The following is an 18,347-nucleotide window of genomic DNA, read 5'->3' as shown; positions in this document are numbered from 1 at the left end:
CCAGCGTCTCCCAAGGTCCACGGCAGGCCGCAGCCGCGCCATCCGGAAGTCCGGCGCACATGAGCATGCTCCGCGTACAAGACACCCGCGCCATCCGAAAGTCCGGGGCTGGTCGCACCGGCGCGACCCGAAGGTCCGGCGCGTAGGCCAGCAGACATCAAGAGCCCGGCGGAGCAGTCGGGCCGCGACGCTGCGGACCCCGGCCCCAGGCGTGGCGGGGCGCCGCCTCCCACGCGTTCGCGGGCTGTCGTACACGGGAGCGGGCTACCGGCCCCGCCGTAGTGCCGGCAGCGGCTACCGGCCGGTGCCGCGGGCTGTCGGCCGTCGTGCAGCCGGCCACCGACTGTGGGTGCAGCGGGGCTATCGGTCGTGGTGCGGGGGGCGGTTCTCCCGGTACCACGCCTCGCGGTCGCCACTCGGCGACTCCGGTTCGCGCTCGTCGGAGGTGGTGTCCGGCAGGAGGTCTCCGAAGACCGCGTCCAGTTCACGCCGGTCCCGATTCGGGGCCGGCGGGCCCGGCTGGGCCTGCTCGTCGCGTTCGTCGGCGGACAACGGCTTCAGGAGGCGTCGAGGCCGGAAAGCTCGTCGATTACGTGCGGGACCAGCGAAGACAGCGTGGCCATCCCGTCCCGCACGGCCGCGCGCGAGCCGGCGAGGTTGACCACCAGCGTGCTGCCGGACACGCCGACGAGCCCGCGGGAGATGCCCGCATCGACGGCGCCGGCGGCGAGGCCGGAGGAGCGTAGCGCTTCGCTGATGCCGGGAATGGGGCGATCGAGCACGCCCGCGGTCGCATCCGGGGTGACATCGCGTGGGGACACACCGGTGCCGCCGACGGTGATCACGAGGTCGACCCCGCCGATGACCGCCGTGTTCAACGCATTGCGGATGGCGACGGTGTCGGCGTGTACGACGACCACGCCGTCCACGATGAAGCCGGCTTCCTCCAGCAGTTCCGTGACCAGGGGCCCGGAAGTGTCGTCGTGCTCGCCATGCGCAGCACGGTCGTCGACGATCACCACGAGAGCGCGGCCGAGCCGCTGTGCACTGCGTTCCATGGGGCACACGTTAGCCCGTTGTTACCGAAGTCTGACGCCCACGTCCGGCCTACTGCGCGTGCCCGCACACCGCCCTAGCGTGAGGGTGTGCGAGTACTCGTGACGGGCGGCGCCGGGTTCATCGGGTCCCATGCCGCGGACCTGCTGACCGGCGCCGGCCATGCCGTGACGCTGCTGGACGACCTGCTGCCGCAGGCACACGGCGGGAGCACCCCGCCCGGCTACGTCGAGCCGCATCGGTTCGTCCGGGGCGGGGTCGGCGACCAGCGGCTCCTGCGCGAACTGCTGTCCGAAGTGGACGCGGTCTGCCATCAGGCGGCGGTCGTCGGGCACGGGCTGGATCCGTCGGACGCGCCGATGTACACGCTGAACAACGACTACGCGACAGCCGTCCTCCTTGCCGAGATGCACGCGAGCGGGGTGGCGAAGCTGATACTCGCGTCGTCGATGGTGGTCTACGGCGAAGGCCGGTACTCGTGCCTGCGGCACGGCGTCGTCTTCCCCGTGCCGCGGCGGCAGTCCGACGTGGACGCCGGACGGTTCGAGCCGACCTGCCCCGAATGCGGGCAGGGGCTGGAGCCTCAACTCGTACCCGAAGACGCGCCGCTGCTCCCGCGGAGCACCTATGCCGCCACGAAGCTTGCCCAGGAGCACCTCGCGGGGGCATGGGCACGGCAAACCGGCGGCACCGTGTGGGCACTGAGGTACCACAACGTGTACGGCCCGCGGATGCCGCAGAACACGCCGTACGCCGGGGTCGCCTCGCTGTTCCGCTCGGCTCTCGTTCGCGGTGAGGCGCCCACCGTGCTCGAGGACGGCAAGCAGCGCCGCGACTTCGTCCATGTGCACGACGTCGCGCGCGCCAACCTGCTCGCGCTCGAGGCCGATGGCTCGCCGGGCGAACTCACCGCCGTCAACGTCTGTTCCGGCACCTCGCACACCGTCGGAGAACTGGCGAACGAACTGGCCAAGGCGTGCGGCGGCCCGGCACCCCGCATCATCGGCGGCGCCCGCCCGGCGGACGTGCGCCACGTCGTCGCCGATCCCGCCCGCGGGGAAAAGGTCCTCGGCTTCCGCGCCACTGTCCCGTTCGAGACCGGCATCGCGGCGTTCGCGACCGCACCCTTGCGCGACTCCGCACCCCAGCCCTGAGTCAGGGCGCGGCCAGCGGCAGCCGGACCTCGAAACGACAACCCTCCCCGTGGTTGCGCACCCCGATATGCCCCTGATGCGCCTCGACGAGCCCCTTCGCGATCGCGAGGCCGAGGCCGCCGCCGGTCCCCCCGGACCGGTCCGGGGTACGCGCCTGCGTTCCGCGGAACGCGACCTCGAAGACGCGGTCGATCTCGTCCTCCGGGATCCCGCCGCAACCGTCGTCGACCGCCAGCAAAGCCTCCGCGCCGTCCACAGCCACATGGACGGCCACGGTGCCGTCCGGCGGGGTGTGCCGGACGGCGTTCGACACGAGGTTCCGGACGATCCGGGTCAGCTCAGGGTCGCTGCCTGCCACCACGGGCCACACTTGGGCATCCGCCAGGACCTGCACCTTCTTCTGGTTCGCGACCACGGTTTGCGCGGCGATCGCGTCACTGATGACGTCCCGCAGCGGCACGGCGGACATCGTCAGCCGCAGCGCGCCCGCCGTGATGCGCGACAGTTCGAACAGGTCGTTGACCATCCCCGACAAGCGGGCCGTCTCGCCGCTGATGCGAGTCGCGTAGTCCGTGACCTCGTCGGAGTCCGAGACAATCCCGTCCGCGAGTGCCTCCGCCATCGCGCGGATGCCGGCGAGCGGGCTGCGCAGGTCGTGACTGATCCACGCGACCAGATCCCGCCGCGCCGACTCCGCGGCACGCTCGCGTTCGCGCGCTTCGCGCTCCCACACACTGCGCCGCGCGATCGCCCGGCCGAGCACGATCGCGGCGGGCACCGTCACCAGCGCGACGAGCAGGCACACCAGCAGCATCGTCGTGAGCGCGGGGGTGAACATGAAACCGCTGATGCCGAGCACCCCGGACAAGGTGGCCAGCACCGGGATCAGCACGAGCACGGTCATCGTCGTGGCGAGCGAGCCGCGCCTGAGGACGTACAACATGAGCCCGCCGACCGCGGCGACCGGCACCGCGAACGCCAGCGCCCACGGCAGGATGGCCCAGACGTGCGCGAGCATCTCCTGCCAGGGTTCACCGGACCCGATCACGGCGTCACCTCAGCGTCCACGCGAGCCGGCAGCGGCGTCACGACGACACCGGGTCGTACCGGTACCCGACGCCCCACACCGTCGCGATGCGGGTCGGCTTCGCCGGGTTCGGTTCGATCTTCTCGCGCAGCCGGCGCACGTGGACCGTCACCGTGGACTGGTCGCCGAAGTCCCAGCCCCACACCTTCTCCAGCAGGTCCGCCCGCGAGTAGGCAACGCCTGGATGCCCCAGGAAGAACGCGAGCAGGTCGAACTCGCGCGCGGTCAGCGGCAGCTCCGCACCGTCCAAAGTGGCTTGGCGGGCGCCCGGTTGCAGCCGCAGATCACCGTCCGCCACCTCCGACGGAGCCGGTCGCACGCTGGGCATCCGCGCGCGCCGCAGCACCGAGCCGACGCGCAGGGCCAGTTCGCGCGGGCTGAACGGTTTGGTGACGTAGTCGTCCGCGCCCAGTTGCAGGCCGGCGATCCGGTTCTCCTCCTCGCCGAGTGCCGTGAGCATGACCACCGGCACCTGGCTCGTCTCCCGCAACCGCCGGCAGACCTCCAGCCCGCTCATCCCGGGCATCATCACGTCCAGCACGACGAGGTCCGCCGGGCGCTGCGCGAACGACCGCAGGCCCGCCGCCCCGTCGCCGGCGACGTCCACGGTGAACCCACCTGCCTCCAGGTACCGCCGGACCACATCACGCACCGTCTCGTCGTCATCGACGACGAGGATCCGCCCCTGCTCGGACACAGCCACCTACCAGAACGTCGACAGACGCACTTTAGCCCCCGCCCTGGCGCCGCGAAAGCGACTCCACGGAAACCGTCACATAGTGGTAAGAACTCGGAGAACGTCATGCTTTGGTAAGGACGGCAAGGGTTCCGCTCTGTCCATCCTGGACTTAACGTCCGGTTGCGTGAACCTCGATCCGATCGACGTCATCCTGCCCTGTCTCGACGAGGCGGCAGCGCTGCCGGCGGTACTGTCCGCGCTGCCGCCCGGGTTCCGCGCTCTCGTGGTCGACAACGGCTCCACCGACGGCTCCCCGCGGATCGCCGCCGGGTTCGGCGCGAAGGTGGTTCACGAACCGCGCCGCGGGTACGGCGCCGCGGTGCACACCGGCCTCGAGTACGCGACCTCGGACATCGTGTGCTTCCTCGACGCCGACGGCTCCCTCGACCCCGCCGATCTGCGCCCGCTCGTCGAGGCCGTGACCGGCGGCGCGGACCTCGCCGCCGGTCGGCGCGTACCAGTCCGCCGCGGGGTATGGCCGTGGCACGCGAGAGCCGGGAACGCCCTGCTGGCGACGCTCATGCGGCGGCAGCGCGTTCCGGTCCACGACATCGCGCCGATCCGTGCGGCTCGCCGGCAGACGCTGCTCGATCTCGGCATCACCGACCGGGCCTTCGGCTATCCGCTGGAGCTTCTGATCAAGGCCGGGCGCGCCGGCCTCCGTATCGAGGAGTTCGAGGTCGCGTACCGGCCCAGAGCCGCCGGCACGAAGTCCAAGGTTTCCGGATCCGTCCGCGGCACGCTCCGCGCGGCGCGCGACATGGCGAAGGTCCTGCGGGCATGACCGACGCCTTCTGCCTCCTCGTCGTCGCGAAGGCGCCTGTGCCCGGCTTCGCGAAAACCCGGCTGTGCCCGCCCGCCACCCCCCGGCAGGCCGCCGAGATCGCCGCTGCCGCGCTGCTCGACACGCTCGACGCCGTCGCCGCGACACCCGGCGCGCTCCCGGTGGTCGCGGTGACCGGAGACTTCGCCATGGCGGCCCGCTCCGCGGAACTCGCGCACGCGCTGTGGCCGATGACCGTGATCCGCCAGCGCGGCAACGGTTTCGCGGAGCGTCTCGCCAACGCGCACCGGGACGCGGCGGCGCCCGGCCTGCCGGTACTGCAGATCGGCATGGACACCCCGCAGGTCACCCCCGATCTGCTCGGCAAGGCGGCGGAACTGCTCACGTCCCAACAGGACGCCGTCCTCGGACCGGCCGAAGACGGCGGCTGGTGGGCGCTCGGGCTCGGTGACCCGTCGGCCGCGAAGGTGCTCGCGGACGTCCCGATGTCCCGGGACGACACCGGCGCACGGACCCTGCGCGCGCTCACCGCGATCGGGCTGAGCACGACCGAGCTGACCGAACTGTCCGATGTGGACACGATGGCGGACGCCGTTCGCGTGGCGGGCCTCTGCGGCGGCCGGTTTCCCGAGGCGGTCGCGGCGGTCCGGTCGTGAACAGTCCCTTCGACGCCGTGCTGCAGGCCGGCACCTGCGTGCTCGAACTCGCGAACGGCGACCGCGTCGAGTTGCCCGCCGAGCGCTGGGCCGCCGATCCGGGCCACGGTGATCACCTGATGCTGGCCCGCTGCACCGGCCCGACGCTCGACATCGGCTGCGGCCCGGGCCGGCTGACCAGTGAGCTGACCGCGCGCGGCATCAGCTCGCTCGGTATCGACATTTCCGGTACGGCCGTGCGGCTGACACGACTGCGTGGCGGCGCCGCGCTGAAACGGGACGTGTTCGATCGCGTCCCAGGCGAAGGACGGTGGGCGCACGCACTGCTCGCCGACGGCAATATCGGCATCGGCGGCGACCCCGTCGCCCTGCTGCGGCGAGTCCGGGAGCTGATCGCACCGGGCGGGCGCGTGGTGATCGAGGTCGAGCCCGGACATGAGCTGCGCCGCCGGCGGGTCCGCGTCGGCGGTAGCTCGTGGTTTCCCTGGGCGTGGCTGGGAGTGGGCGCGCTGGCGGGAATCGCGCAGGCGGCTTCGTTCCACGTGGCGTGGACCGGTGTGCACGGGCGGCGCCATTTCGCGGAGCTCACCGCCCGGAACTGAACCGGGCTCCCGGCGGGGGAGCGCCGGGAGCCCGGGGTTGGTCTCGGCCGCGCCTGCGGCCGAGCGCCGGGAAATCTGGTCAGTTCACCTGGACGGGCTGGCCGCCGAGGGTCACCTGCAGCGTGCGGTTGTCGCTGAGGGTGAAGGTCACCTTGTCGTTCGGCGCGCGCGTGCGGACCGCGGCGATGAGACCGTCGGCGTCGTTGATGACCAGGTTGTCGATCTTGGTGACCACGTCGCCCGCCTTGAGCCCGGCCTTGTCGGCGGGGCTGCCCTGCTGGACCTGCACGATCTGGGCCCCGCCCGACCGCGCGTCACTGACCGTCGCACCGATGTAGGTCTGCGTGGCCTTCCCGGTGCTGATGATCTCCTGCGCCGTCCGGCGAGCCTGGTTGATCGGGATCGCGAACCCGATGCCCGCGTTGGTCGCCTCGCTCTGCCCGCCGAACCCGCCCGAGGACTGCGGGCTGTAGATCGCCGAGTCGATCCCGATGACCTGGCCGGACAGGTTGACCAGCGGTCCACCGGAGTTACCCGGGTTGATCGCCGCATCGGTCTGGATGGCGCTCATCACCGTCGTCTGGTCGCCGCTGCTGCCCCCGGCGCGGACCGGCCGGTGCAGCGCGCTCACGATGCCCGAGGTGACCGTGCCGGTGAGCTCGAACGGCGAACCGAACGCCACCACGGACTCCCCGACCTTCGTCGCGTCGGAGTTGCCGAGCGTCACGGGGCTCAGGTTCTTCACGCCGTTCACCTTGACCACCGCGATGTCCGTCGTCGGGTCGCGGCCGACGATGGAGGCGTCGGCCTTCGTGCCGTCCGCGAACACCGCCTGGATGCTGCCGCCGTTCGCGGCGACCTGCACGACGTGGTTGTTGGTCAGGATGTAGCCGTCGGTCGAGAGCACGAACCCGGAGCCCTCGCCCTGCTCCTGCTGGCCGGCCACGACGAGTTCGACGACGCTGGGCGAAACCCTCTGCGCCACCGATTCGACGCTGCCCGCCGGCGCGTGGCTGGTCTGCTGCGATGGCACCGGCTGGTTGAGGGCGTTGTACGAACCGCCGCCGGAATTCTGCGACGCGAAATAGCCGCCCGCCGCCCCGGCGCCACCGCCGACGAGGAGCGCGAGCACGGCGACCCCGGCGACGAGCTTGCCCGAACCGCGGCGCTGCTGCGGGATCGCGGCCGGTTGCTGCGCCGTGAACGCCGCGGTGCCGTACGGCTGGCCCTGCGCGTGCTGCTGCTGGTGCGAAGGCGAAGTCCACGCGTACGCCTGGTGCTGCTGCGCCTGCGCCGACCACGGGCTCGGGGCCGGCTCCTGCTGCTCCCCGCTGAAGGAGGTTCCCCGCGGCGGCGTGGTCGCGTCCTCCTGAGCCGGTTGCGACTCCTTCGGGACCTCGTTGCCGTCCGGTGTGCTGGGGTCGTTCTCCGTCATGTCCTCACCATGCTGGTCGGTCCTGAGAGCTGGCTGAGTCGAACCTGAGGGTTCCTAGGTGAGTATGCCGGGAGCCCTAACAGGCCGCTTGGAGGCGTTCGGCGATCTGCCCGGGTGTCGCGTCGTTGATCCACACGCCCATCCCGGATTCCGAACCCGCCAGGTACTTCAGCTTGTCCTTGGCCCGCAGGACGGAGAACAGCTCCAGATGCAGCCAGCCCAGCTCCCGGTCGACTCGCACGGGCGCCTGGTTCCAGGCCGCGATGTAGGGCAACGGCCGGTCATACAGCGCGTCGCAGCGGCGCAGGACCTGCAGATACACCTCGCCGAAGTCGTCGCGCTCGGCTTCGGCGAGCGCCGGGATGTCGGGCACCTGGCGATGCGGAACCAGCAGCACGTGCACCGGCCAGCGCGCCGCGGGGGGCACGAACGCCGTCCAGTGCTCGCCCTCGGCGATGATCCTGGCGCCCGCTTTCCGCTCGGCGTCGAGCACGTCGCCGAGCACGGGACGCCCGTGCTCCTCCTGGTAGGCACGCGCGATTTCCAGCTGGCGCCGGGTTTTGGGGGTGACGAACGGGTACGCGTAGATCTGGCCGTGCGGGTGCGAGAGGGTAACGCCGATCTCCTCACCCCTGTTCTCGAAGGGGAAAACCTGCTCGACACCGTCCAAATCGGACATCGATGCGGTGCGGTCGGCCCACGCGTCGACGACCGTACGCACCCGTGCCGGGCTGAGCGTCGCGAAGGAACCGTCGTGGTTGCTGGTGAAGCACACGACGTCGCACCGGCCGCGCCCGGGAGCCGTCGGCACCAGGCCCAGCCCGTCGACCGTGCCCGGCTCACCGGTGACATGCGTGGAGAAGGACGGGAACCGGTTCTCGAACACGACCACGTCGTAGTCGGATTCGGGAATTTCGGTGGGTTTTCCCGGTTTGCTCGGGCAGAGTGGGCACAGGTCGGCGGGCGGCTTGTAGGTGCGCGTCTGCCGGTGCGCGGCCATCGCGACCCACTCGCCGGTCAGCGGGTCACGGCGGATCTCCGAACTCGCCGCGACCTTCGGCAGGTCGCGGGTGTCCACGGCCGAGCGCTCATGCGACGCCTCGTCGTAGTAGATGATCTCCCTGCCGTCGGCAAGGTGCCGCACCGTGCGTATCAACTTTCCTCCGCCTCGTTCACCTCGGCGATCCTCAGTTCGCCGACGTGCTCGGTCAGCGTCTCGCGCGCGGCCGCCGGTAGCCCGTCGTCGCTCACCACGACGTCCGCCTCCTCGAGATCGGCCATCGTGGAGATGCCGACTATTCCCCATTTGGTGTGGTCGGCGAGCACGACAAGCTTTCGCCCGGCCTCCACCAGCGCACGGTTCGTCTCGCTCTCCTCGAGGTTCGGGGTGGTGAACCCGGCGTCCTCGGCCATCCCGTGCACCCCGAGGAAAACCTGATCCAGGTGGAGCCGTTTCAGGCTCGCGACGGCCACACCGCCGACCAGCGCGTCCGAGGGGGTGCGGACCCCGCCGGTGAGCACGACTGTGCGCTCGGGTTGGCGCAGCACGTCGGCCACCTGGATGGAGTTCGTGACGATCGTCAGCCCCGGCACGCCGTCCAGCGCGCGGGCGAAGCGCCAGGTCGTGGTGCCCGCGGAGATCCCGATCGCCGTGCCCGGCCGGACGAGACCGGCCGCGAGCGTCGCGATCGCTTCCTTCTGCGCTTGCTGCCGCTCGGACTTCGCCTCGAAACCGGGCTCGTCGGTGCTCTCGCCGAGGTTCGCCGTCGCGCCGCCGTAGACCTTCTCGACCAGACCGCGGCCCGCGAGCACGTCGAGATCACGACGAATCGTCATATCCGAGACACCCAGCCTGACGACCAGTTCGCTGACCCGGACGGCGCCCGTGCGCCGGGCCTCCTCCAGGATCACCGCTTGCCGTTGCCGCGCCAGCACCCTTGCTCCCGTCCTCGCCAACTGCACAAAATCCTACACGATCAAACATCGGCGGGATCGTGCTCAGGCGGGGGCTCCCGGCAGCCGGATGGTCAGCAGCGCGCCGCCTTGGGGCGACCGGCCGGCGTACACGTCTCCGCCGTGCCGTTGCGCGGCCTGCTTCACGATGGACAGGCCAAGGCCGGAGCCGGGCAGGGTGCGCGCCTCCGATGAGCGGTAGAAGCGGTCGAAGACCTTCGGCAGATCGACGTCGGCGATCCCCGGCCCCGAATCCGCGACCTCGATGACCGCGGTGCCGTCGCCGAGCGGGTACATCCGGACCCCGACCGTCGAACCGGGCGGCGAGAACTTCACCGCGTTGTCCAGCAGGTTCAGCACCGCGCGTTCGAGCGCGCTGTGGTCACCGGTCAGCACCCACGGCTGCAGGGACACCTCGAACTCGATCTCGCTCGCCCGGCGGCGCGCGCGATCCAGCGCGCGCTCGACGACGTCGATCAGCTCGACCCGTTCGAACTGGCTGTGCGGATCGTCCTGCCTGGCCAGCTCGACCAGGTCCCCGATGAGCTGGGTCAGCTCGTCCAGCTGCGCCTTGATATCGGTCTCGATCTCCGCTCTGTCCTGTTCGGACAGATTCGGCGCGCCGGCGCGGCTGGCCGCGAGCAGCAGCTCCAGGTTGGTACGCAGGGAGGTCAGCGGGGTGCGCAGCTCGTGCCCGGCGTCGGCGACGAGCTGGCGCTGGCGTTCCTGCGACTCCGCGACCGTGCCCAGCATCGTGTTGAAGCTCGTCGTCAGGCGGGCGAGCTCGTCGTCGCCGCTGACCGGGATGGGCCGCAAATCCCCCGTCCGAGTGACGTATTCCGTCGCACCGGTGAGCCGCTCGATGGGCCGGAGCCCGGTGCGGGCGACCGCCGTTCCGGCGAGCGCGGCGACGATGATCCCGCCGCCACCGATCAGCACGAGTACGACGGCGAGCTGGTTGAGCGTCTGTTTCGTGGGCTTGAGCGACTGGGCGAGCACCAGCGCCTGGCCGGGCCCGTAGTGCAGCGCGACCACCCGCATGTCGCTCTTCGCGTCGGTCCGGATCGACGAGCTCGCGGTGCCCTGCGCGACGTCGAGCTCGAGCTGGCTGATGGGCGGCGTGCGTCCACCGGGCGGGACCAGCGGCTCCCCGCCGGCGTCCAGCAGCGCGATCTGGATGTCGGTGCTGCTCAGGATCGCGCCCGGGTACCGCTGGAGCCCCTGGCGCACCTGCGGCGTCTGCGCCGCCGCGATCGCGCGGACCTGCAGGGTGTCGTCCACCTGCTGGTAGAGGTTCTTCAAGACCGTGATGTAGGCGCCCAGCGACACCAGCACCATCACCCCGGCCACGCAGGCCGCGGCCAGCAGCGTGACGCGGGCCCGGAGGGAGATACGGCGCCGGGGCTTCTCGTCCTTCTGGTGCTCGGTCACGTCGATGACGGCTACGGGTTCGGTCATGGTCTGGCTCACGGTGGGGTTTCCCGGAGGACGTAGCCGACCCCGCGGACGGTGTGGATCAGCCGGGGCTCGCCGCCCGCCTCGGTCTTGCGGCGCAGGTACCCGACGTACACCTCGAGCGCGTTGCCCGAGGTCGGGAAGTCGTAGCCCCAGACCTCCTCGAGGATGCGGCTGCGGGTGAGCACGTGCTTCGGGTAGGACATGAACAGTTCGAGCAGCGCGAACTCGGTGCGGGTGAGGCTGATCTCACGGTCGCCGCGGCGGACCTCGCGGGTGCCCGGATCCAGCGTCAGGTTTGCGAAGGTGAGCAGTTCGGCGTTCTGGCCGGGCTGGTTGTCCGGCGCGGCGCGGCGCAGGAGCGCGCGCAGGCGGGCGAGCAGCTCCTCCAGGGCGAAGGGCTTCGGCAGGTAGTCGTCCGCGCCGGCGTCGAGGCCCGACACCCGGTCGGACACCGTGTCGCGCGCGGTGAGGACGAGAATCGGCAGGTCATCGCCGGTGCTGCGCAGGCGGCGGGCCACCTCGAGACCGTCGAGGCGCGGCATCATCACGTCGAGGATCATCGCATCGGGACGGTCGGCGATAACGCGTTCGAGGGCCTGCGCGCCGTCACCGGCCAGCTCCACCTGGTAGCCGTTGAACTCCAGGGAGCGGCGCAGTGACTCCCGGACCGCCCGATCGTCATCGACAACGAGAATGCGCATGTAGACAGTGTTACCGACAGTGCTGAGACCCGCCTAAGAACGTCTCAAAGCTGGTCCAAGAGTCCGCCCCGGTAGGCCAGCAGCGCCGCCTGCACCCGGTTGGCCGCCCCGATCTTGGACAGCACCGCGGACACGTAGCCCTTGACCGTGGCTTCCGAAAGGTGGAGCTTGCCGCCGATCTCGGCGTTGGACAGGCCCTGCCCGATGAGCGCGACGACCTCACGTTCGCGTTCGGACAGGCTGGCGAGCAGCTTGCGGGCAGGCTGGGCGGCGCGCTGACCCTCGCGGTGCGCCCGCACCATCCGGGCGGCGACCCCCGGATCGAGGACGGCGCCGCCGTGGGCGAGGTCGCGGACCGCGCGCAGGAGCGCGGCCGGCTCGATGTCCTTGAGCAGGAACCCGTTCGCTCCCAGGCGGAGGGCGATGCTGACATACTCGTCCATGTCGAAGGTGGTGAGCATGGCCACGGTCGGCGGCGACGGCAGGGCGAGAATGGCGCGAAGGGCGCGGATGCCGTCGTCGGGCGCGCGCATCTTGATGTCGAGCAGCACGACGTCCGGCCGGACGCGGCGCGTGGTCTCCACGGCCGAGCGGCCGTCATTGGCCTCGCCGGCGACTTCGATGTCGGGCGCGCCACCCATCATTCCGCGCAGACTCGACCGCACCAGCTCTTCGTCATCGGCGAACACCAGCTTGATCAACGGGCCCTCCGGATGTTGGGGAGCGGGGTTTCCGCATCCGATCACGGAAGGTTACCCACTGGTAGCGCAGGAGTCGATACTTGTCCTACCCGACCGGTGCGGGTTGCCGCTAGGGCTGATGGTGCCGCTAGGCTGTGCTCTGCCAGCCCTCGTAGCTCAGGGGATAGAGCACCGCTCTCCTAAAGCGGGTGTCGCAGGTTCGAATCCTGCCGGGGGCACCGATCCAGCCAGTGTGCGAACCTTTCGCTCCGTAGTCGCGCCTGGTGAGAGCTTTCACCCGGCAGGAAGTGCCCGTCGTGATCGAGGGTGACGGCGTCGAGGTGCGGTTACGCGAGATCGGCGGCGGGATGTCGACCTCCTTCATCCGGCTGCCGCAGAACACCGATCTCGGCCCGGCGGCCCGAAGGGCCTGCCCGACGACGCCTGCCAGTGCCCACACTGGGGCTACATCCTGGAGGGCAAGCTGCGAATGCGGACGCCGGGCGGCGAGCACGATTACGAAGCAGGACAGGCTGTGTACTGGGCGCCGGGGCACGTGCCGGTGGCCCTAGCGGACACCGAGTACGTCGACTTCTCCCCGACCACGGAGTTCGCCGAGGTCATCGACCACATCCGGGCACAGGCCGGGTGACGGCGATGCGAACCGTGAGCCCCCTGCGGGAACTGATCATCACCGCACGGGCGAGCATCGAGAACCTCAACCCGGCCGACGTCGCACGCGAGGTCGAGGACGGCGACATCCTGGTGGTCGATGTCCGTGAGCTGGAGGAGGCCGCTGCCGGTGTGATCCCCACGGCGGTGATCACGCCCCGTGGCACGCTCGATCTCGCCCGCGCGAGCTGGGCACGCACCTTCACGACAGCCTCGACGCCAGCGGCCGAGCCAGCGGGGCATGAGCGCCGGCTCGACCTCACCCGCACACACCGGCGGCCGGACCGCGGTCATCTGACTACTCGTTGACCAGCACCGGGATCGACACGACGACAGCGGTCGCGTCCGCAACTGCGGGAGCCGCCGCGACAGCGACGTCGATGCCGCTCGTGACCGCACGCGGACCGGTGTGCGTGGCTCCCCCGGTGGGTTCTTCCTCCTCGTAGTGGAACGTGCCGGTGCCGAGCAAACGGCCTTGCGCGTCGTAGAAGGCCGCGTGCACGTCGAGGGCGAGGACGTCGCTGATGTCGGAGGTGATGGCCAAGTGGCCCTGCACCGTCGAGGCCGCCGCGTCCAGGCGCAGGCCGGTCAGCCGGACCCGGTCGGTGAACGGGCCGGGCTCGACGCGCACCTCGCCGACCGCGGCGGCCGGGACCAGTGTCGCCGCGGGGGGTGGCGGCGTTTTGGGCGCGGGCAGCGACACCGAAGGGACCTGAGTGGTGGCCGTGCTCGGCGCCGGGGTGCACCCGGCGCCGAGCACGGCGGTGAGCAGGGCGCCGACGATGAGGCCGGCGCGGATGGACGTACGCAACGAGATTGCCTTACTTGAACAGGGCGTTGTGCATCTTGGTGTAGAGCGAGGTGTTGTCCTGGCTGACGGCGAACGCCTGGCCGCCCGGACCGTAGGCGAAGATCGGCACGTCCGCGCCGGTGTGGTTGCCCGAGAGGTAGGACAGCCACAGGCTCGCCTCGGGCGTGCCGTCGGCGACCCCGGCCGGATCGTCCGGGGTGCGGAAGGTCGCCGGCCCGAAGTTGGTCACATCGGCCGAGCCGGCGCCGTTGATGATGCCGCTGGACCGCTTGGGGTCCTTGGTGTTGCCCTTGCCGTCGCGCGAGGGCGTGCTGTTGTTGGCCGTGTTGCCCGAGTCGACGTTGGCGGGCGGGCCGGCGGCCTCGGCGTTGGTGAACGTGCCCTTCTCGATGATGTTGAAGCCGGCGCACTCGTGGTCGGCGGTGACGATCACCAGGGTGTGGCCGTCGCGCTTGGCGAAGTCGACCGCGGCGGCGACCGCGTCGTCGAACGCCTTGACCTCGCCAAGGGTCTGCGCGGCGTCGTTGGCGTGCGAGCGCTTGTCGATCAGCGCGCCCTCCACCTGCAGCACGAAACCCTTGCCTTGCTTCTTGTTCGCCAACAGCGAGATCGCCTTGCCGGTCATCTCGGCCAGCGTCGGCTCCTGCCGCTGCGGCGCGTTCTGGGGCAGCTCGGCCTTGGCCTGCTCGACGGTCATGTTGCCGCGGTTGAACAGGCCCACGACCTTCTTGTCGGTCACCGACTCCAGATCCGAGCGGGTCGCGGCCTTCTGAGTGGCCGCTGTCTGCGCGGGCAGCGCGGGGTCGCCCATGCTGCCCAGGACGCGGTAACCCTGGGCCTCGAGAGCCTTCTGGTCGTCCGGCTCGAAGCGGGCCAGCCCGCCGCCGAGCACGACGTCGGCGGTGCCGTTGCGGGCGATCTGCTCGGCGATCGGCGTGATCAGGGTCTGGTCCGCCGGCTTCGGCTCGAACGTGCCGTCGGCGTTCTTCGGCAGACACGATGCGTCGGAGTAGGTCGGTCCCTGGCAACCACGCAGCAGCGCGTGGCTGAACATGCCCGCCGGGGTCGCGTCGGTGATCTCCGCGGTGCTCACGTTCCCGGTAGCCATCCCGGCGGCCTTGGCCTGCTCCATCAACGTGTCCACCCGGTTCTCGTGGGCGTCCACCCCGATCGCGGCGTTGTAGGTCTTGACGCCAGACGACCACGCCGTGGCCGACGACGCCGAATCCGTGACCAACGCGGGCCGGTCGCTGCCCTTCTCCACCGCGTACGTCGACACCGCGCCGGCGAACGGCAACCGCTCCATGTTCAGCTTGCCCGCGGCGCCGTAGAACCGCTGCCGCCCCGCGGTCACGTGTGTGCGGCCCATCCCGTCACCCAGCAGGTAGATGACGTTGCGCACCTCACCCCGCCCGTCCGCGGTGCCCGGACCGGCCACTGCACTGCTCGCGGCCACCACCGTCCCGGCGGCCACCACGGCGACGGCCACCGCGACCGTGCCGATCCTCAACTGCTTGCGCTGCACCCTGTCTCCTCCACGTCGTCCTCGCAGCAGCCCCACGGGCTGGCCCGGGACACCCCGGGACCGCGACGCTAAACCGGACGCATGGCAATAACCCGACACAAAGCGGTCTATCACGTAAACAGAAACTATCGGTCAAAGACGACAATCGTTGCCAGAGATCGAGGTTCTCTGGTAACTCGCCCCCAGCGGGGCACAGGCGCCTGTGGCATGCGCCGGCGGGGACCGGCCGGTCGCCAACGCGGGTCCGGGCTGGTCGGTTACCGGTTCGTAACGGGGCCATCCCAAGCCGCGCCGCCTCCGCCGACGCCGACACGGCCAGGGCGAGTGCCTCCTCGGCGCCACGAGGACGGCGGCGGGCGAGAACTTCGGCCAGATGGGAAGCGCGCCAGCGCGACGAACTCCGGCGGACCGAATTCCGTGCCCAGGATCCGGTTCACGTCGGAAGCCTCAAAGGCTCAGGCCTGACGCCATCTGCACTTTAGTGTTAGCCTACTAACATGAAAATCGAGCGGCAGGCACGGCGTCCATACCGCATGTCGTCGCGGGCTCAAGCGGCGGAGAAGACCGCCGAGCGGATTGTCGACGCAGCCGTCGACCTGTTCTGGCAGCATCCGGCGGATGACATTTCGCTGGACGAGGTGGCGCGCCAGGCCGGTGTGACGGTGCAGACAGTGATTCGCCGCTTCGGCGGAAAGTACGGGTTGCTGGCTGCCGCTGCCGAGCGGGAGACCGAGCGGGTCAGCCGTCAGCGCGGAGAAGCTCCGGTGGGGGACATCTCGGGGGCCGTGCGCAATCTGCTCGATCACTACGAGGAACTGGGCCTGCCGGTGCTGCGGCTGCTGGCGCAGGAGGACCGGTCCGCGGCGTTGCGGGAACTTGCCGACCGTGGTCGTGCGGTCCACGCGCAATGGTGTGAGCGGGTGTTCGCAGCCGCGCTCGCCGGGCTCGGCGGCACCGAACGGGCGCGCAGGCTGGCGCAGCTCGTCGCTGTCACCGACGTGGTGGTCTGGAAACTGCTGCGCCACGAACGGGGGTTGAGCCGGCGCCAGACCGAGCTGGCTCTCGTCGAACTTCTCCAACCGCTGACGGGAGACGCGTGATGTCAACGATCCTCGCCTACACCAGTCCCGCCCGTGGCCATCTGTACCCAGCGGTCGCGATACTGGACGAGCTGCGCCGCCGCGGTCACCGTGTCGCGGTCCGGACGTTGGCTTCCGAGGTACCCGCGATGCTGGCCCGAGGATTCCAGGCGGCGCCGATCGCCCCCGACATCGAGGCGATCTCGCACGACGACTGGCGCGCCGGCAATCCCCGCGCCGCGCTGCGCCGCAACGTCAAGGTCTTCACCCAACGCGCACACCACGATGCGAACGACCTCGACCAAGCGATCCGCGCCGAGCGACCTGATGCGGTGTTGGTGGATGTCAACGCGTGGGGTGCCGTGGCCGCGGCAGAGGCGTGGGGCGGACCGTGGGCGACGTTCTGCCCCTACCCTTTGCCGCTACCCTCCCGCGATGTGCCGCCGTTCGGACCGGGCCTTCCGCTCGCGCGCGGACGGCTGGGCCGGATGAGAGACCGACTGCTGCGGCCGATTGTGCTCGGCACACTGGAACGAGTGATGATCCCACCGATCAACCGGGTTCGCGCCCAGCGAGGACTGTCCGCCCACCGCATGATCGGCGAGGCCTTCGGTCGCACTGCCCTGCTGCTCTACCTGACCGCTGAGCCGTTCGAGTACACGCGCACCGACTGGCCCGACAACATCGTGATGGTCGGTCCGGGTACCTGGGAACCGCCTGTCGAGCCGCCGTCCTGGCTCGATCAGATTGACCGGCCGTTGGTTCTGGTCACCACGTCATCGGAGTTCCAAGACGACGCTCGCCTGGTGCGCACCGCCTTCGAGGCCCTCGCCGACGAGCCAGTGGTCGTCGTCGCGACGCTGCCCGGCGGCGACCCGGCCACGGTCCGGGTGCCGGCCAACGGCCGGCTGGCGACGTTCATCCCGCACGGACCGGTGCTCGATCGTGCCGTGTGCGCGGTCACGCACGGCGGCATGGGGGCCACCCAGAAGGCCTTGGCTCGAGGCGTGCCGGTGTGCGCTGTCCCGTTCGGACGCGACCAGTACGAGGTCGCGCGACGAGTCGAAGCCGCACGAGCGGGGTCGCGGCTACCGGCGACGCGCCTCAACCGCGACCGGCTCCGAGCCAAGGTGCGCGAAGCGATGACCATGGCCGAGGGAGCACGACGCATTCAGCAGGCGTTCGCAGCGGCGGGGGGAGCATCCGCAGCCGTAGACGCGATCGAGACCCGCCTGCTCAACGCATACCGTGCGGCACCATCCTGACCACCCGGGCAGATCGACCAGCACACCGGCGCTCGATGGCCAGTCCGCCGTGGCCGACCAAAACCGCCCCGACCGTCGGTTCGCCTTGATCCAGGCTGGGCTCATCCGCGATCGGGCGCTGGTCACAGCCTGGCGAGTGCCCCCGTTGATCAAAGGGGCGAGAATGAGCAGACGCGCGCCGGATCGGCCCAGCGGCTGCTCGACCACGCGATGTGGGACCACGACGAGGTCCAGGGGTGGTGCGCCAACCGAGGTTCGAGTCCCTGGCGGCCCACGCTGGATGTCTTATTAGAAACATGGACCAAGTCCATGCCAGCTAGTAGGGCTTCCACACCATTTGGCGCAGTAGGGCCGCCTCCTGATCGGGAGGCGGCCCTACTGGCGTTTTGGGGGTTGGATGTGGGTGTGCCCGGGTCAGGCTTGTCGCTTTGAGCTTGGTGCCGAGCAGCCTGGACGGCGTGGAGTTGGGCGACGGGTTCTTTGAGGTGTTTCGTGATCTTGTTGTCTTTGCGCGGGTGTGTTTGTTTGCCAGGGTACTGAGTTGGCCCTTGGCGTCGCTGAGTTGGCCCTTGGCGTCGCTGAGTTGGCCCTTGGCGTCGCTGAGTTGGCCCTTGGCGTCGCTGAGTTGGCTCGGGGCGTTATCGAGTTGACCGGCCGCTGTCGCCGGGGGCACAGTCAGCGACCGGACCA

At 70.3% G+C, this 18,347-nt stretch carries 21 protein-coding genes and 1 tRNA gene; 9 read left to right on the top strand and 13 right to left on the bottom strand.

Annotated features, from left to right (window positions below; all coding sequences use genetic code 11):
- Positions 1–360 precede the first annotated feature (360 nt).
- A complete protein-coding gene (locus tag FG385_RS20200; protein WP_139098335.1) occupies positions 361–552 on the bottom strand; it encodes a hypothetical protein in 192 nt (63 codons plus the stop codon).
- Between the two features lie 5 nt (positions 553–557).
- Positions 558–1,058 carry a MogA/MoaB family molybdenum cofactor biosynthesis protein gene (locus FG385_RS20195; RefSeq protein WP_139098334.1) on the bottom strand — a complete coding sequence of 167 codons (501 nt, stop codon included), beginning with the start codon at positions 1,056–1,058 and terminating at the stop codon, positions 558–560.
- An 87-nt stretch (positions 1,059–1,145) separates the two neighbouring features.
- Here FG385_RS20195 and FG385_RS20190 point away from each other — a divergent pair, with 87 nt between their 5' ends.
- On the top strand, positions 1,146–2,210 hold the full coding sequence (locus FG385_RS20190) for an NAD-dependent epimerase/dehydratase family protein (protein WP_139098333.1): 1,065 nt from the start codon (positions 1,146–1,148) through the stop codon (positions 2,208–2,210).
- Position 2,211: 1 nt separating this feature from the next.
- Here the strand turns inward: FG385_RS20190 and FG385_RS20185 are convergent, their stop codons facing one another.
- Together FG385_RS20185 and FG385_RS20180 are read right to left on the bottom strand one after the other, a co-directional pair.
- Complete coding sequence (locus FG385_RS20185; protein ID WP_139098332.1) at positions 2,212–3,258, bottom strand: sensor histidine kinase; 1,047 nt, start codon at positions 3,256–3,258, stop codon at positions 2,212–2,214.
- Positions 3,259–3,295: 37 nt separating this feature from the next.
- Positions 3,296–3,994: a response regulator transcription factor gene (locus FG385_RS20180; protein ID WP_139098437.1), complete on the bottom strand. Its 699-nt coding sequence runs from the start codon at positions 3,992–3,994 to the stop codon at positions 3,296–3,298.
- A gap of 166 nt (positions 3,995–4,160) precedes the next feature.
- Here FG385_RS20180 and FG385_RS20175 point away from each other — a divergent pair, with 166 nt between their 5' ends.
- From FG385_RS20175 to FG385_RS20165, 3 genes are read left to right on the top strand one after another with little or no spacing between them, the layout of a single operon-like run.
- A complete protein-coding gene (locus tag FG385_RS20175) occupies positions 4,161–4,820 on the top strand; it encodes a glycosyltransferase family 2 protein (RefSeq protein ID WP_235022680.1) in 660 nt (219 codons plus the stop codon).
- Positions 4,817–5,476 (top strand): TIGR04282 family arsenosugar biosynthesis glycosyltransferase, encoded by a 660-nt coding sequence (locus FG385_RS20170; RefSeq protein WP_139098331.1) that lies wholly within the window; start codon positions 4,817–4,819, stop codon positions 5,474–5,476. Before FG385_RS20175 ends, FG385_RS20170 begins: the two co-directional genes overlap by 4 nt.
- Positions 5,473–6,078, top strand: a complete 606-nt coding sequence (locus tag FG385_RS20165; RefSeq protein ID WP_235022679.1) for a methyltransferase — start codon at positions 5,473–5,475, stop codon at positions 6,076–6,078. Before FG385_RS20170 ends, FG385_RS20165 begins: the two co-directional genes overlap by 4 nt.
- Before the next feature lie 79 nt (positions 6,079–6,157).
- On the opposite strand, the gene FG385_RS20160 is transcribed toward FG385_RS20165, so the two are convergent.
- The 6 genes from FG385_RS20160 to FG385_RS20135 all read right to left on the bottom strand — a co-directional run bounded on the left by FG385_RS20160 (position 6,158) and on the right by FG385_RS20135 (position 12,326).
- Positions 6,158–7,513: a S1C family serine protease gene (locus FG385_RS20160; RefSeq protein ID WP_139098330.1), complete on the bottom strand. Its 1,356-nt coding sequence runs from the start codon at positions 7,511–7,513 to the stop codon at positions 6,158–6,160.
- Between the two features lie 76 nt (positions 7,514–7,589).
- Entirely contained in the window at positions 7,590–8,669 is a 1,080-nt protein-coding gene (gene galT / locus FG385_RS20155; RefSeq protein ID WP_139098329.1) for a galactose-1-phosphate uridylyltransferase, read from the bottom strand.
- Complete coding sequence (locus tag FG385_RS20150) at positions 8,666–9,448, bottom strand: DeoR/GlpR family DNA-binding transcription regulator (RefSeq protein ID WP_139098434.1); 783 nt, start codon at positions 9,446–9,448, stop codon at positions 8,666–8,668. Before FG385_RS20150 ends, galT begins: the two co-directional genes overlap by 4 nt.
- 63 nt (positions 9,449–9,511) lie before the next feature.
- On the bottom strand, positions 9,512–10,924 hold the full coding sequence (locus FG385_RS20145) for a sensor histidine kinase (RefSeq protein WP_139098328.1): 1,413 nt from the start codon (positions 10,922–10,924) through the stop codon (positions 9,512–9,514).
- 8 nt (positions 10,925–10,932) lie between these two features.
- Positions 10,933–11,625: a response regulator transcription factor gene (locus FG385_RS20140; RefSeq protein ID WP_139098327.1), complete on the bottom strand. Its 693-nt coding sequence runs from the start codon at positions 11,623–11,625 to the stop codon at positions 10,933–10,935.
- 44 nt (positions 11,626–11,669) lie between these two features.
- A complete protein-coding gene (locus FG385_RS20135; protein ID WP_139098326.1) occupies positions 11,670–12,326 on the bottom strand; it encodes a response regulator in 657 nt (218 codons plus the stop codon).
- 145 nt (positions 12,327–12,471) lie between these two features.
- On the opposite strand from FG385_RS20135, the gene FG385_RS20130 reads away from it, so the two are divergent.
- The 3 genes from FG385_RS20130 to FG385_RS20120 all read left to right on the top strand — a co-directional run bounded on the left by FG385_RS20130 (position 12,472) and on the right by FG385_RS20120 (position 13,286).
- Positions 12,472–12,544 (top strand) — tRNA-Arg (locus FG385_RS20130).
- A gap of 251 nt (positions 12,545–12,795) precedes the next feature.
- The gene (locus tag FG385_RS34415; RefSeq protein ID WP_200834565.1) at positions 12,796–12,957 is read left to right on the top strand and encodes a hypothetical protein; all 162 of its coding nucleotides are present in this window, start codon (positions 12,796–12,798) and stop codon (positions 12,955–12,957) included.
- Between the two features lie 5 nt (positions 12,958–12,962).
- On the top strand, positions 12,963–13,286 hold the full coding sequence (locus FG385_RS20120) for a rhodanese-like domain-containing protein (RefSeq protein ID WP_139098325.1): 324 nt from the start codon (positions 12,963–12,965) through the stop codon (positions 13,284–13,286).
- On the opposite strand, the gene FG385_RS20115 is transcribed toward FG385_RS20120, so the two are convergent.
- The gene (locus tag FG385_RS20115) at positions 13,276–13,788 is read right to left on the bottom strand and encodes a hypothetical protein (RefSeq protein ID WP_139098324.1); all 513 of its coding nucleotides are present in this window, start codon (positions 13,786–13,788) and stop codon (positions 13,276–13,278) included. The genes FG385_RS20120 and FG385_RS20115 overlap by 11 nt on opposite strands.
- A gap of 10 nt (positions 13,789–13,798) precedes the next feature.
- Entirely contained in the window at positions 13,799–15,313 is a 1,515-nt protein-coding gene (locus tag FG385_RS20110) for an alkaline phosphatase (RefSeq protein WP_200834564.1), read from the bottom strand.
- A gap of 497 nt (positions 15,314–15,810) precedes the next feature.
- Between FG385_RS20110 and FG385_RS20105 the strand changes: the two genes are divergently transcribed.
- A complete protein-coding gene (locus tag FG385_RS20105; RefSeq protein ID WP_139098323.1) occupies positions 15,811–16,413 on the top strand; it encodes a TetR/AcrR family transcriptional regulator in 603 nt (200 codons plus the stop codon).
- Positions 16,413–17,657, top strand: a complete 1,245-nt coding sequence (locus tag FG385_RS20100) for a glycosyltransferase (RefSeq protein WP_139098322.1) — start codon at positions 16,413–16,415, stop codon at positions 17,655–17,657. Before FG385_RS20105 ends, FG385_RS20100 begins: the two co-directional genes overlap by 1 nt.
- Positions 17,658–17,973: 316 nt before the next feature.
- Here the strand turns inward: FG385_RS20100 and FG385_RS34925 are convergent.
- Positions 17,974–18,347: hypothetical protein (locus tag FG385_RS34925; RefSeq protein ID WP_235022678.1), on the bottom strand; the 374-nt coding region annotated here is incomplete at its 5' end.

Source organism: Amycolatopsis alkalitolerans, assembly GCF_006152065.1.
GTDB classification, from domain to species: domain Bacteria; phylum Actinomycetota; class Actinomycetes; order Mycobacteriales; family Pseudonocardiaceae; genus Amycolatopsis_E; species Amycolatopsis_E alkalitolerans.
Note: the sequence above shows the minus strand (reverse complement) of the source record. Positions and strands in the feature narration are given on the sequence as shown.

Excerpts from the sequence above, each read along its gene's own strand:
- FG385_RS20195 (WP_139098334.1), bottom strand. The coding sequence starts at position 1,058 with ATGGAACGCAGTGCACAGCGGCTCGGCCGCGCTCTCGTGGTGATCGTC.
- FG385_RS20170 (WP_139098331.1), top strand. The coding sequence starts at position 4,817 with ATGACCGACGCCTTCTGCCTCCTCGTCGTCGCGAAGGCGCCTGTGCCC.
- FG385_RS20160 (WP_139098330.1), bottom strand. The coding sequence starts at position 7,513 with ATGACGGAGAACGACCCCAGCACACCGGACGGCAACGAGGTCCCGAAG.
- FG385_RS20145 (WP_139098328.1), bottom strand. The coding sequence starts at position 10,924 with ATGACCGAACCCGTAGCCGTCATCGACGTGACCGAGCACCAGAAGGAC.
- FG385_RS20140 (WP_139098327.1), bottom strand. The coding sequence starts at position 11,625 with ATGCGCATTCTCGTTGTCGATGACGATCGGGCGGTCCGGGAGTCACTG.
- FG385_RS34415 (WP_200834565.1), top strand. The coding sequence starts at position 12,796 with ATGCGGACGCCGGGCGGCGAGCACGATTACGAAGCAGGACAGGCTGTG.
- FG385_RS20120 (WP_139098325.1), top strand. The coding sequence starts at position 12,963 with ATGCGAACCGTGAGCCCCCTGCGGGAACTGATCATCACCGCACGGGCG.
- FG385_RS20105 (WP_139098323.1), top strand. The coding sequence starts at position 15,811 with ATGAAAATCGAGCGGCAGGCACGGCGTCCATACCGCATGTCGTCGCGG.
- FG385_RS20100 (WP_139098322.1), top strand. The coding sequence starts at position 16,413 with ATGTCAACGATCCTCGCCTACACCAGTCCCGCCCGTGGCCATCTGTAC.